Annotated in this window: 15 protein-coding genes and 1 riboswitch; all 15 genes read left to right on the top strand. The window is 37.0% G+C overall.

Annotated features, from left to right (window positions below; genetic code table 11):
* The first annotated feature begins 227 nt into the window (after positions 1-227).
* The 15 genes from QRE67_RS14220 to QRE67_RS14150 all read left to right on the top strand — a co-directional run bounded on the left by QRE67_RS14220 (position 228) and on the right by QRE67_RS14150 (position 12,967).
* A complete protein-coding gene (locus QRE67_RS14220) occupies positions 228-863 on the top strand; it encodes a YdcF family protein (RefSeq protein ID WP_286120811.1) in 636 nt (211 codons plus the stop codon).
* A 96-nt stretch (positions 864-959) separates the two neighbouring features.
* Positions 960-1,050: riboswitch (SAM riboswitch) on the top strand.
* A gap of 58 nt (positions 1,051-1,108) precedes the next feature.
* Positions 1,109-1,927, top strand: coding sequence for a MetQ/NlpA family ABC transporter substrate-binding protein (locus QRE67_RS14215; protein ID WP_286120810.1), 819 nt, complete (start codon positions 1,109-1,111; stop codon positions 1,925-1,927).
* A gap of 13 nt (positions 1,928-1,940) precedes the next feature.
* Positions 1,941-3,086 carry an acyl-CoA dehydrogenase family protein gene (locus QRE67_RS14210; protein ID WP_286120809.1) on the top strand — a complete coding sequence of 382 codons (1,146 nt, stop codon included), beginning with the start codon at positions 1,941-1,943 and terminating at the stop codon, positions 3,084-3,086.
* Positions 3,087-3,106: 20 nt separating this feature from the next.
* A complete protein-coding gene (locus QRE67_RS14205) occupies positions 3,107-3,868 on the top strand; it encodes a methionine ABC transporter ATP-binding protein (RefSeq protein ID WP_286120807.1) in 762 nt (253 codons plus the stop codon).
* Positions 3,858-4,520: a methionine ABC transporter permease gene (locus tag QRE67_RS14200; protein ID WP_286120806.1), complete on the top strand. Its 663-nt coding sequence runs from the start codon at positions 3,858-3,860 to the stop codon at positions 4,518-4,520. Before QRE67_RS14205 ends, QRE67_RS14200 begins: the two co-directional genes overlap by 11 nt.
* 462 nt (positions 4,521-4,982) lie before the next feature.
* Complete coding sequence (locus QRE67_RS14195; RefSeq protein WP_286120805.1) at positions 4,983-5,660, top strand: copper homeostasis protein CutC; 678 nt, start codon at positions 4,983-4,985, stop codon at positions 5,658-5,660.
* A gap of 27 nt (positions 5,661-5,687) precedes the next feature.
* Positions 5,688-6,239, top strand: coding sequence for a signal peptidase I (gene lepB, locus QRE67_RS14190; RefSeq protein ID WP_286120804.1), 552 nt, complete (start codon positions 5,688-5,690; stop codon positions 6,237-6,239).
* Positions 6,240-6,614: 375 nt separating this feature from the next.
* Positions 6,615-7,382, top strand: a complete 768-nt coding sequence (locus QRE67_RS14185; RefSeq protein WP_286120802.1) for an IclR family transcriptional regulator — start codon at positions 6,615-6,617, stop codon at positions 7,380-7,382.
* Positions 7,382-8,086, top strand: a complete 705-nt coding sequence (gene pxpB / locus QRE67_RS14180) for a 5-oxoprolinase subunit PxpB (protein ID WP_286125289.1) — start codon at positions 7,382-7,384, stop codon at positions 8,084-8,086. The genes QRE67_RS14185 and pxpB overlap by 1 nt, the downstream gene beginning before the upstream one ends.
* Positions 8,083-9,072, top strand: a complete 990-nt coding sequence (locus QRE67_RS14175; RefSeq protein WP_286120801.1) for a 5-oxoprolinase subunit C family protein — start codon at positions 8,083-8,085, stop codon at positions 9,070-9,072. Before pxpB ends, QRE67_RS14175 begins: the two co-directional genes overlap by 4 nt.
* A gap of 19 nt (positions 9,073-9,091) precedes the next feature.
* Entirely contained in the window at positions 9,092-9,850 is a 759-nt protein-coding gene (pxpA, locus tag QRE67_RS14170) for a 5-oxoprolinase subunit PxpA (RefSeq protein WP_286120800.1), read from the top strand.
* A gap of 19 nt (positions 9,851-9,869) precedes the next feature.
* Positions 9,870-10,565 carry a DUF969 domain-containing protein gene (locus tag QRE67_RS14165; RefSeq protein ID WP_286120799.1) on the top strand — a complete coding sequence of 232 codons (696 nt, stop codon included), beginning with the start codon at positions 9,870-9,872 and terminating at the stop codon, positions 10,563-10,565.
* A gap of 1 nt (position 10,566) precedes the next feature.
* Positions 10,567-11,529, top strand: a complete 963-nt coding sequence (locus QRE67_RS14160) for a DUF979 domain-containing protein (protein ID WP_286120798.1) — start codon at positions 10,567-10,569, stop codon at positions 11,527-11,529.
* A gap of 15 nt (positions 11,530-11,544) precedes the next feature.
* Positions 11,545-12,192, top strand: coding sequence for a pyroglutamyl-peptidase I (pcp, locus tag QRE67_RS14155; protein ID WP_286120797.1), 648 nt, complete (start codon positions 11,545-11,547; stop codon positions 12,190-12,192).
* Between the two features lie 49 nt (positions 12,193-12,241).
* Positions 12,242-12,967: an NAD-dependent protein deacylase gene (locus QRE67_RS14150; protein ID WP_286120796.1), complete on the top strand. Its 726-nt coding sequence runs from the start codon at positions 12,242-12,244 to the stop codon at positions 12,965-12,967.
* Positions 12,968-12,985 lie beyond the last annotated feature (18 nt).

Below are 12,985 nucleotides of genomic sequence, written 5' to 3'. Positions count from 1 at the left end.
TTCCCTTCTGTGAAAAAATTCGTTACAATGGACTTGTATGGAAATTTAGTTTGCAATAATAATATATGAACCACAAACAAAAATGAATTGACAATCCTCTATTGGAATGAAAACCCTTTAAAATATGAATGATTAGGAAAATACCTTCTTTCAAATAAACTCAAATATAATGATTTAAAATATATTGTTTTTTTAGAAGTATGGATGATGCACGGAGGCTATTATAAATGAAACCAAATAAGAAAAGTAAAAAAAGAAGAGTCATACAAGTATTCTTGCTTATGATTTGCTCTATGATTCTATTTATAAGTTATGCAGCTTATGATATTTGGAGTTCTCGATTTAAAACAGATGAGGTGGATACAGATGCTGCCATCGTACTCGGAGCAGCTTCTTGGAACGGGAAACCATCTCCTGTATTTCGAGAAAGAATTAATCACGCTATTTCTTTATACAATAGCGGAAGTATTAAAAAAATTATTTTTACAGGTGGTACGAAGTTTGAAGCAGAGCAAGAAGAAGCCCGCACTGCTAAAGCGTATGCATTAAAGCATAACGTGAAGGATGAAGATATTTTAATTGAAACGCAGTCGCGTTTTACAGAAGATAACTTGAAGAATGCTCAGCAGGTTGGAATTGATAATGGATTACATACGTATACAATTGTGAGTGATCCTCTTCATATGAAACGTGCGATGAGAATTGCCAAGCATATTGGTATGGATGCTTATGCATCTCCGACTCCGACGTCAGCATATAAAACATTAGATACGGAAATTCCGTTTTTCTTTAAAGAATTGTGTTCTTATATTGGTTATGTTACATCGTTGCCAATACGTTCTCTGAAAGAGATAATTAAGTAAAAAAAGATTCCTAAATTAATAGGAATCTTTTTTTTGTTAAAAGCATTGTAATTTCATCGGAATAGTGTAACAATAGGAAACATAATCCAATATATAATCTTATCGAGAGAAGTGGAGGGAACGGCCCAACGAAGCTTCAGCAACCCTAAATGTAAATAGAAGGTGCTAATTCCGCAGTAGATAAGAGGGGAAAGATACTTATAACCTCTTATATGAGAGGGTGTTTTTATTTAGGAGGAGAAAAGATGAAGCGTTTATTTTTTACACTTGTAAGTATTGTATGCAGTTTATTTGTCATCACTGGTTGCACACAATCATCTGCGACGGATCAAAAGGAGATTCGTTTAGGTTTTACTCCAGGTCCTTATAGTGATCAAGTGAAAAAGGCAGTGCAGCCTTATTTAGAGAAAAAGGGGTATAAAATAAAAATTGTAGAATTTAATTCACCAAACGAAACAAATCCTGCATTAACGAATAAAGATATTGATGCAAATATTTTTCAAAGCACCGCTTTTATGGAATCTTATGCAAAAGAAAATGATGCGAAAATCACGAGTGTACTTCAAGTTCCTTCCGCGCCACAAGGTGTATATTCTGAAAAGCATAAATCGCTAGATGACTTAAAAGATGGTATGAAAATTGGGGTACCAAATGATCCAGTTAATTTAGAACGTGCACTTCGTATTTTGGAAGGCATTGGTTGGGTGAAATTGAAGGGAAATGTAAATATTTTAACGATTTCTGAAAAAGATGTGACGTATAAAAAGAAAGATTTTAAACTAGTACCACTTGAATCACCTCAAATTCCAAGAGCGATGAAAGATTTAGACTATGGCATTATTAACGGAAATCTTGTCATTTCATCTGGACATAAATTAAAAGAATCACTTGAATTAGAAAAAACACCTGCACAACATCGAATCATCGTTACGGTTCGTAATGAAGACAAAGATAAAACTTTTGTAAAAGATTTAATCGATGCATATCATTCACCTGAATTTAAAAAGATGATTCAAACAGAGGAACAATTTGAAGGCTTTGTCTTACCGGATTACTTAAAATAAAGGAGATAGTGATATGACACTCTCATTTGTAGAAACGGAAGAACAACTTCTCATAATAGAGAAGATAAAAGAACTCATCCCAAAATTTGCGGAAAGGGAACATCAATTAAGCGAATTGGGATCTTTTCCGTTTGAAAATATAAAAAATTTAAAAGATATAGGATATACAACATTAACACTTCCGAAAGATTTTGGAGGGCAAGCAATCTCATTGTATGATTTTGTCTTGTTTCAAGAGAAAATCGCTGAGGGAGATGGAGCGACAGCCCTATCGATTGGATGGCATCTTGGAATTGTGAAAGAACTTGCTGAAAATCGCTCTTGGGACCCTGATATGTTTTCCTGGTTTTGTGAAGAAGTAAAAAAAGGAGCTCTTTTTAACCGTGCTGCGACAGAACCGAAGACAGGGAGTCCGACACGTGGTGGCAAACCTGAAACGTTAGCGGTACGAAAAGGTGACAAATGGGTTGTAAGTGGAAGAAAAAGTTTTACAACGATGGCTCCTGTACTCGATTATTTTATCGTCTCTGCTAGTATCGAAGGACGAGAAGAGGTAGGAGAATTTATTATTCCCCGTCATGAAAAAGGTGTTTCAATTGAAGAAACATGGGATAGTGTGGCGATGAGGGGAACTGCGAGTCACGACCTTGTGTTGCAAAATGTTGAGATTCCTGAACGATACTTTACTGACACGATGGTTCCACGTACAAAACCAAAAGGAACAGGATGGTTGCTTCATATACCAGCTTGTTATTTAGGGATTGCACAAGCTGCAAGAAATTATGCAATTGAATTTGCAAAAACATATCAACCAAATAGTTTAAATCATCTGATTAGCTCACTACCAAATGTAAGAAAGCTAGCTGGGGAGCTAGAATTAGAGTTGATGCAAGCTCGTACGTTCTTATATCAAGTTGCATCGAAATATGATGAGGTAGAAGATAAGCAATCATTACAGGCGGAATTAGCGGCAGCAAAATATATCGCGACGAATACCGCGATATCTGTTGTAGATAAGGCTATGCGGATTGTTGGAGCAAGAAGTTTATCAGAAAAAAATCCGTTGCATCGCTACTATTTAAATGTTCGTGCTGGATTACACAATCCACCGATGGACGATGTAACGCTCTCACTTATAGCTGATCGTGCTTTTAAATAATGTAAAAAGGAGTGAAAAAGATGATTACGTTACGTGATGTAATAAAAACTTTCCAAACGAAAGAAGGGCTTTTTCACGGTGTGAAATCTGTATCTCTTCAAGTGGAAGAACATGATATTTATGGAATAGCTGGATTAAGTGGCGCAGGGAAGTCAACTTTATTACGTACAATGAATTTATTGGAAAAGCCGGATTCAGGTGCAGTGATTGTAAATGGTGAAGATTTAACACAGTTATCGAAGAAAGATTTACGAACAGCAAGGCAGTCAATCGGAATGATTTTTCAACACTTTCATCTTTTGCACAATAAAACTGTATCGGATAATATTGCTCTTCCGTTAGAGTTGAAATCAGTTCCAAAAGAAGAGAGAGCAAAACGAGTACGAGAATGTTTGGAAATCGTGGGATTAAGTGATAAGGCACAGCAATTTCCCTCACAGCTCAGTGGAGGTCAAAAGCAGCGTGTTGCGATTGCTCGTGCATTAGCAAATGATCCGAAAGTATTACTTTGTGATGAACCAACATCAGCGCTTGATCCTAAAACAACGATTTCTATTTTACAATTCCTTCAAAAAATCAATAAAGAATTAGGGGTTACGATTGTAATCGTAACGCATGAAATGAATGTGATTAAACAAATTTGTAATAAGGTTGCAGTTATGGAAGATGGAGAAGTTGTGGAATCATTTAACTTAAACGATCATCAAATCAAACCAAAATCAGAAATTGCGAAACTTCTATTAGGTGTGGAACAAGAGAGGGGAATCGCATATGTTCAATAATGTCATCCCACTACTTCCCGAAATTTGGACATCAATTTTGCAAACATTTTTAATGGTAGGACTTTCTGTTGGAGCCGCGATTATCTTTGGTGTTCCATTAGGTGTAATTCTATATTTCACAAGTAAAGGGCAGATTTTGGAACAAAATATTGTACACCGTATATTAAATGGGATTGTAAATATTATTCGTTCATTTCCATTTATTATTTTATTGGTGGCACTTGTACCGCTTACACGTACGCTATTAGGAACTACAATTGGTCCAATTGCTGCAACGATTCCATTGTCAGTAGCCGCGATTCCATATTTTGCAAGGCTGGTAGAACAAGCATTACGTGAAGTTCCAAAAGGAGTAATTGAAGCTGCTGAGGCAATGGGAGCAACGCCATTTCAGATTGTATGGAAAGTTCTACTTGTTGAAGCTCGATCAGGTCTTGTTTTAAGTTTAACAGTTTTAACGGTGAGTTTTATTTCTTATTCGGCTATGGCTGGCGTTGTAGGAGGCGGTGGTGTTGGTGATTTGGCTATTCGTTTCGGCTATTACCGTTTCCAAACCGATGTTATGGTTGTTACAGTATTAATGCTTGTCATTCTTGTTCAATCTGTCCAATTTATTGGAAATAAGATTGCTGCACGTATTGATAAAAGATAAAATCTTAGTAAACTAGTTCTTATTGCCTATTATATAAATACAAATTAAAAAACCGAGATAAAACCCTTCTTTTTAGATGGGAAAGAGCATCTGGCCATGCATAGAAGCGGTCAGATCCTTTTCCTGCCCCATGCGAAGTGAAAACAAAGAGAGAAAACGAGTGCAGGTCACCTTTTGTTATCCATAGCCGCGGCTATATGTCGAAAAATCAAAATGGATTTATATAGTTGAACGAATCGGGCTTTTACGAGCAGTTTCTCTCCCACTCAGTTTCTTTGCTTCTTGCAGAATTTTGAGGCGGGGGTATTACTGCCCGTTGCTGCGAGATAAAATAATTCATTTGAAAAAGACGCTTTAAAATCTTTCTTTTAAAGCGTCTTTTTTGTGTTTTTCATGAGAAAACTAGGCCTCTTATTTCAGCTTACTGTATAATGAGGAAAAAGTACGAAAAGAGGTAGTTTCATGCTAGAAGTTATTGCAACATGTTTAGAAGATGTGAAACGAATTGGACAAAGTGGCGGAAATCGAATTGAACTCATTTCAGCATATACGGAAGGCGGATTAACGCCAAGCTATGCATTTATAAAAAAAGCAGTGGATGCAGTAACAATCCCTGTTCATGTTATGATACGCCCACATGCCAAGTCATTTGTATATACGGCAGAAGAAATTGAAATGATGAAAGAGGATATACAAATTGCAAAGAAACATGGTGCAGCAGGCGTTGTTTTAGGTGTTTTAAATGAACATAGTCAAATTGATGAAGAAAAATTAGCAGATTTATTATCTGTAGTGGATGGAATGAATGTAACATTTCATCGTGCGATAGATGAAGTGGATAATGTAGTAGAAGCGGTAAAAGTATTACGAAAGTTTGGAAAGGTGACCCATATTTTAACATCTGGTGGCCAGGGGAATATAGAGGAGAACATTACTGTACTACATGATATGCAAAGAGAGAGTCAAGGAGAAATACAACTCATCGTTGGTAGTGGTGTGACGAAAGAGAATGTACGACAATTGCTTCATGAAACGGGAATTACAGAAGCTCACGTTGGTACAGCTGTTCGAGAAGGAAAATCTTGTTTTGCTGAAATTGACCAAAAGCGTGTACAGGAACTAGCAAAATTAACACGATGATAATGATTGTAGAGGAGGTGGCAGAAGATGAAAAAAAGCAAGAAAGAGGAAGTACGTTCATGGATTAAAACGATAGTAATCACGGCAGGAATTGCTTTTGTTTTTCGGGGTATTTTATTCACTCCTTCCCTTGTACAAGGAGAATCCATGATGCCTACTTTAGAGAATGAAGAAAGAGTGATCGTGAACAAGATAGGCTACAATTTACAAGGTGTAAATCGCTTTGATATTATCGTGTTTCATGGAAAAGAAGGCTATGATTTAGTAAAACGAGTAATCGGTTTACCAGGAGATAACATAGAGTATAAGAATGACGTTCTGTATGTAAACGGAAAGTCGATTGAAGAACCCTATCTGCAAGAATTTAAAGAACAATTATCCGAGGGGAATTTGACACCTGATTTTTCAATCGAACAAATAACTGGTAAGCAGAAAGTACCGGAAGGGTATGTATTTGTACTGGGAGATAATCGTAAAGTTTCAAAAGATAGCCGTATGTTTGGATTTGTTTCAAAAGAACAAATCGTTGGAAAAGGTGAAGTTGTATTTTGGCCATTGCAACAAGCAAGAGCGCTGTAATAAGTTATATAGAAAATGTTTTACTAAAATATAAGACTACTAAAAAATAGGTATAGATCGAAAGTTGATCTATACCTATTTTTTAGTGTTTTTTAATTGAATTCGTAATATGTACGAATTAGTAGAAATGAAAAAGTAGATTCAACAAATCAGTTTATCCCGATATTCACGGGCAGTAATACTCCCATCTTAAAGTTCTGTAAGAAGCAAAGAAGTTAGGTGGGGGAGAAAGACTCCCTCACTGATCAAAGTTTCACTTTATAATTTTGAAAAAATATATTGTTAAAATAGAAAGAATATTTTATAATTTTAAATTATACATTTGTTTCAAAAAACGGAATTTTAGTTCCGTTTTTCGGAACAACGGGAGGCGACATGAGTTTAAATAAGACGGCAGTAAAAATAATGGATATTTTAGAGTTGTTTTATGAACATCAGGCTTTAACTCTGATGGAAATGGTGAAACTTACAGGTATGCCGAAAACTTCTGTATATCGACTCATTGGCTCGCTTGAAGAAATGGGCTTTTTACAAAAGACAATAAATGGTACATATAAACTTGGTTTAGTATTTTTACGATTTGGCCAACTTGTTTCTGACAGGTTATCGTTACGAAATATTGCAAAACCGTATATGGAAACATTAAGAGCTGATATTGGACAAGCTGTAAATTTAATTATTCAAGATGGAAGTGAAGCGATTTATATCGAAAAAGTGGATGGAGCTCAGCCCGTTCGCGTTTATACAGCTATTGGACGACGTGCGCCTTTATATGCCGGGGCGTGTCCACGTATTTTGCTTACTTATTTTTCTAAAGAAGAACAAGAAAAATATATAGAAGAGGTCCAACTTATACAATTTGCAAAGGGAACTATACTTGATAAAAATCAGTTACGAAACATGTTACAAAAAGCAAAAAGTGATGGGTATACAATGAGTTATTCTGAACTTGAAAATCATACAGCGGCAGTTGCAGCACCTGTTTTTGCAAACAATGGAAAAGTGATTGCTGGAATTAGTATTTCAGGATTAGAAATAGAGTATAACGAAGCAACAATTCCACAATTTATTGAAAAATTAACGGAGACGGCAAAATGTATTTCAATGGAGCTTGGCTGGAGGGAAGAGAAAGAAGGGATATGATGAAATTTGCAGCATTAGGAGATCAGGCAGTTGTTGTTACATTTGGAAATGAGATTGATATGAACATATATGAAAATGTACAAGGTTTATGTCATGCGTTAAATCAGAATCCATTTCCTGGAATGGTTGAGTGTGTTCCATCGTATACATCTGTGACTGTTTATTATGACTTGTATACGCTATGGAAGAAAAATGATAGGAACGTACCATATGATTATGTATGTCAGTATATTGAAGTGCTCTTACAAGATGAGCAGTCTAGAAATATGAAACCGTATGATAGTATTGTAATTCCTGTTTGTTATGGGGGGAAATATGGTCCTGATTTAGAAGATGTCGCAGCGTATCATCATTTAAGTATAGAGGAAGTCATTCGTATTCATAGCGGAGCGACGTATTTTGTTTATATGCTAGGATTTACTCCAGGATTTCCATATTTAGGCGGAATGCCAGAGGAACTTGCAATTCCTCGAAAACAAATACCACGTTTACAAATAGCAGCTGGCTCAGTTGGAATTGGTGGAAATCAGACAGGTATATATCCACTTGAAACGCCAGGTGGATGGAATATTATTGGGCGAACACCGATTTCTTTGTTTCGTCCAGAAGAAGAAAATCCTACTTATGTAAAGAGTGGAATGTATTTACGATTTGTATCAATAACAGAAGACGAGTTTCAAGATTGGGAGGGGCTTGCTACATGAACGCCGAGGTTTTACATGCAGGAATGTATACAACCGTTCAAGATTTAGGAAGATATCACTATCAACAATACGGTGTACCTGTAGGCGGCACCATGGATCAAGTTGCATTAAGAATAATTAATATGCTAGTCGGAAATGAAGAAAATGAAGCAGGTTTAGAAATTACGATAACGGGACCGAAGATTCTTATAAAAAAACCAACGTTACTTGCTGTTGGAGGTGCAAATATAGAACCTCTTTTAAATGGAAAACGAATTCCGTTATGGCGTCCCATTTTAGCTGAGGAAGGGAGTATGCTTTGTTTCGGAAAGGCACAATCTGGATGTAGAGCATATGTAACATTTGCAGGAGGTATTGAGGTTCCTTGTGTAATGGGGAGTAAAAGCACATATGTACGTGGTGCCTTAGGTGGAATAAAAGGCCGGGCATTGAAAAAAGGTGATCAGTTCCAAATTAGTACAGCCTCAGAATTTGCAAATCTTGTAATGAAGCAATTACAGAACAAAAATAAAGAGGTAACATGCTGGGGTGTATGTTCTCGTTACTTACCAAAGTACAGTTATCGCCCAATCATTCGAGTGGTCCCTGGATTTGAATCTAATCAATTTACAGAAGAGAGTCTGCATGCATTTTTTACGAAGGAATATAAAGTATCCAATTATGCAGATCGTATGGGATATCGTATAGAAGGAGAAGAACTTTTACGAACAGAAGAGGTCGAACTATTATCAAGTGCTGTTACATTTGGAACAATTCAAGTGCCATCTGGTGGACAGCCAATTATTTTAATGGCTGATCGACAAACAACAGGAGGATATCCTCGTATTGGTAATGTAGTTTCAACAGATATACCGCTGCTTGCACAATTAAAACCAGGTGACTATGTATCTTTTTCTAAGATTTCTATTGAGGAAGCACAGCAGCTCTACATAAAACAAGAACAAAATATGCATTTATTAAAAAGATTCATTGCCTTACAAGTGTAAATAAGGAGGACGGATAAGGATGGTTACAGTTGATTTAAATTGTGATTTAGGAGAAAGTTTTGGGGCATATCAAATTGGAAATGATGATGAAATTCTTCCATTTGTGTCATCTGTCAATATTGCCTGTGGATTTCATGCTGGTGATCCGTCTGTGATGCGCCAAACAGTTGAGAAAGCCTTGCAGCATGGAGTGGCCATTGGGGCGCATCCAGGTTTACAAGATTTAATGGGATTTGGAAGAAGAATGATGCGTGTTTCACCAGAGGAAGTATATGATTATATGATCTATCAAATCGGAGCATTAGATGGATTTGTACGTGCAGCTGGAGGAAGTATGCATCATGTAAAGCCGCATGGGGCACTTTATAATATGGCCGCTGTAGATCCGAATATTGCAGATGTAATTGCAAAAGCAGTGTATAAAGTTAACCCTGACTTGTTTCTATATGGACTGGCAAATAGTGAATTCGTACAAGCTGGTAAACAATATGACCTTAGGGTGATACAAGAAGCTTTTGCTGATCGTACGTATCAGCCTAATGGGACATTGACAAGCCGTACAGAAGAAAATGCCCTCGTGACAAGTGAAGATAACGCAATTGCGCAGGTACTTCAAATGGTACAAGAAGAACATGTACAAGCAGTTGATGGAAGTACTGTGCCAATAGCAGCACAAACGATTTGTATACATGGAGATGGAGCACATGCAGTTCAATTTGCAGAGAAAATTTACAGAATATTCCGATTGAAAAACATTTCCGTTTGTGCACCGAAATAGAATAGGGGGAGTTACATAGATGGTGAAATTAATAGGGATTTTACTCGTGGCTGTTGGGTTTTTATTTCGACTAAATACGTTATTAGTCGTTATGGTTGCAGGAATTGTAACTGGCATGGTTTCCGGTATGTCTTTTTATGAAGTGATCAGTATGTTTGGAAAGTTTTTTATAGAAAATCGCTATATGTCCATGCCAATTTTATTAACGCTTCCGGTTATTGGGATTTTAGAGCGTTACGGGTTGAAGGAACGTGCAGAAGCGTTGATTACAAAATCAAAAGGAGCGACGACTGGTCGCGTGTTAATGTCATACTTTACAATTCGTGAAGCGTCCGCAGCAGTTGGGTTGAATATAGGTGGACATGCTCAGACTGTAAGGCCACTTGTCGCACCAATGGCAGAAGGCGCAGCTCATGGTCGTTACGGAGAGCTTCCTGAAAAATTGAAAGAGAAAATTAAAGCGAATGCAGCAGCTGCAGAAAATACAGCATGGTTTTTCGGAGAAGATATTTTTATTGCAACAGGAGCCATCCTATTAATGAAAGGATTCTTTGATTCTGTTGGGATGCATGTTGATGTGTGGGATATGGCGCTTTGGGGCATTCCGACTGCAATTTCAGCTTTTGTTGTGAGCTGGATTCGGTTTAGGCAAATAGATAAACATATTGCAACTGTTATGGCAAAAGAACCGAAACAAAATAAGGGGGCGATGTAAGGTGAATCTCATTACACTTGATACAATTTATTATTTACTGGGTATTATTGTTGCTTTTGTTTCTATTCGTGTTGCTTTAGATCGCCAACATCCAAATCGCTTCGGCTCTAGTTTGTTTTGGGCATTATTCTCCATTACATTTTTATTTGGAAATATCATTCCATCGTTTTATATCGGTTGTATTGTATTAGCGATGGTTGTTTTAGCATCATTAAATAAGGTAACGAAATCAAATGAACAAGAAGCACCTACTCAAGAGCGTGTGAAACATGCAGAAAAACTGAAAAATAAAATTTTCATACCTGCCATTTTAATTCCTATTTTCACGATTATTGGTACGTTGACATTAGGGAAGTTACAGTTTGGAAATGTATTTCTTGTTGATCCTGAAAAAGTTACATTAATTGCTTTAGCGCTTGGAGCATTGCTTGCTTTCGTAGCAGCAATGGGGATAACAAAGGCAAAAATAACAGCACCAGTACAAGAAGGCAGTCGATTATTGCAGGCTGTTGGCTGGGCGGTTATTTTACCACAAATGCTTGCTGCACTTGGTGGTATATTTGCAAAGTCTGGTGTAGGTCAAGTTGTTTCTGATTTAGTCGGTCAAGTGCTGCCAACAGAATATCCATTTGTTGCTGTGATGGCATATTGCTTAGGGATGATGCTTTTCACGGTTGTAATGGGCAATGCTTTTGCAGCCTTTGCTGTTATTACCGGAGGAATTGGATTGCCGCTCATTGTACAAATGCATGGTGGTAATCCGGCGATTATGGCAGCACTTGGTATGTTTGCTGGTTACTGTGGTACGTTGATAACACCGATGGCTGCAAACTTTAATATTGTGCCAGCAATGTTACTAGAATTAAAGGATAAAAACGCTGTTATTAAAGCACAAGTACCAGTTGCAATTACAATCTTTATTATCAATATGTTTATTATGTATGGATTAGTGTATCGATTCTAATAAGGAGTGAGAGAAATGAAAACCATATTACTGACTGGGTTTGAACCATTTGGAGGAGAGGATATTAATCCTGCTTGGGAAGTTGCACAATTACTCCACCAACAGGTAATTGGGGAATATCAGATTGTAAGTAAACAAGTTCCGACCGTTTTTCAGCACTCATTACACGTATTAGAAACATATATAGAGGAAGTAGATCCAGAATTTGTTATTTGTATCGGTCAAGCAGGTGGACGTCCTGATATTACAGTGGAGCGAGTTGCGATTAATGTAGACGATGCAAGAATCGCTGATAATGAAGGGAATCAACCAATTGATATGCCTGTTGTACAAGAAGGACCAGTCGCTTATTGGTCTACACTTCCCATGAAGGCTATCGTAAAAAAACTTCGGGAAGAAGGAATTCCAGCATCTGTTTCACAAACAGCGGGTACATTTGTTTGTAATCATCTATTCTATGGGTTAATGCATCTGCTGGAAAAGCAACAACATAGAGCGCGTGGTGGTTTTGTACATATCCCGTTTTTACCAGAACAAGCGAGTGACCATCCGGGTCAGCCGAGTATGTCACTTTCTACCATTACAAAAGGAATTGAATTATTAGTGCAAACCGTATTAGAAGTGGAAATAGACATTGTAGAGAGCGGCGGAGCAACGCATTAAGCAAAAATACAACCTGCCTGTTATAATAAAGGAAGAAATATACATAGAGGTGAGAGTTGTGCAGCAATATGAGGAAGTTCGTTCCGTTATTGAAAAGGCAAATAAAATTACAGTGTTAACTGGTGCTGGTGCTAGTACAGAAAGCGGGATTCCAGATTTTCGCTCAGCAAATGGATTATATGCAGATGCGAATGTAGAAATGTATTTATCAAGAGGCTATTATAACCGAAAACCGAAAGAATTTTGGAAGCATTATAAAGCAATATTTCAAATCAATACATTTCATCAATACAAACCAAATCGTGGTCATCGGTTTCTAGCACAATTAGAAGAACAAGGAAAAGATATTGCGGTGTTAACCCAAAATATTGATGGGCTTCACCAATTAGGTGGCAGCAAACATGTGATTGATTTACATGGTACGCTTCAAACGGCTCATTGTCCGAAGTGTCGTGCAAAATACGATTTACAATACATGATTGATCATGAGTTGCCACGTTGTGAAACATGTAATTTTATTTTAAATCCTGATGTTGTTCTATATGGAGATACATTGCCACAATTTCAAAAAGCGATTGAACGATTATATGAAACAGATGTATTACTCGTGATGGGAACCTCGTTAAAAGTACAGCCAGTTGCTTCGTTTCCGCAAATTGCAAAGAGAGAAATAGGGGCGACAACAATTCTTGTGAATCAAGAACTAACAGGGCAAGAATATAATTTTGATTATGTATTTCAGCAGAAAATTAGCGAGTTTGTGACCGATTTTTAAAAGGTGAAATAGAGAACC

Origin of the sequence: Bacillus sp. DX3.1, assembly GCF_030292155.1 — a bacterium.
GTDB lineage: Bacteria > Bacillota > Bacilli > Bacillales > Bacillaceae_G > Bacillus_A.
This window is presented reverse-complemented; position numbering and strand designations above follow the sequence as displayed.

Bases quoted from the DNA above. Each gene is read 5' to 3' on its own strand.
- QRE67_RS14220 (WP_286120811.1), top strand. From the start codon at position 228: ATGAAACCAAATAAGAAAAGTAAAAAAAGAAGAGTCATACAAGTATTC.
- QRE67_RS14215 (WP_286120810.1), top strand. From the start codon at position 1,109: ATGAAGCGTTTATTTTTTACACTTGTAAGTATTGTATGCAGTTTATTT.
- QRE67_RS14210 (WP_286120809.1), top strand. From the start codon at position 1,941: ATGACACTCTCATTTGTAGAAACGGAAGAACAACTTCTCATAATAGAG.
- QRE67_RS14205 (WP_286120807.1), top strand. From the start codon at position 3,107: ATGATTACGTTACGTGATGTAATAAAAACTTTCCAAACGAAAGAAGGG.
- QRE67_RS14200 (WP_286120806.1), top strand. From the start codon at position 3,858: ATGTTCAATAATGTCATCCCACTACTTCCCGAAATTTGGACATCAATT.
- QRE67_RS14195 (WP_286120805.1), top strand. From the start codon at position 4,983: ATGCTAGAAGTTATTGCAACATGTTTAGAAGATGTGAAACGAATTGGA.
- lepB (WP_286120804.1), top strand. From the start codon at position 5,688: ATGAAAAAAAGCAAGAAAGAGGAAGTACGTTCATGGATTAAAACGATA.
- QRE67_RS14185 (WP_286120802.1), top strand. From the start codon at position 6,615: ATGAGTTTAAATAAGACGGCAGTAAAAATAATGGATATTTTAGAGTTG.
- pxpB (WP_286125289.1), top strand. From the start codon at position 7,382: ATGAAATTTGCAGCATTAGGAGATCAGGCAGTTGTTGTTACATTTGGA.
- QRE67_RS14175 (WP_286120801.1), top strand. From the start codon at position 8,083: ATGAACGCCGAGGTTTTACATGCAGGAATGTATACAACCGTTCAAGAT.
- pxpA (WP_286120800.1), top strand. From the start codon at position 9,092: ATGGTTACAGTTGATTTAAATTGTGATTTAGGAGAAAGTTTTGGGGCA.
- QRE67_RS14165 (WP_286120799.1), top strand. From the start codon at position 9,870: ATGGTGAAATTAATAGGGATTTTACTCGTGGCTGTTGGGTTTTTATTT.
- pcp (WP_286120797.1), top strand. From the start codon at position 11,545: ATGAAAACCATATTACTGACTGGGTTTGAACCATTTGGAGGAGAGGAT.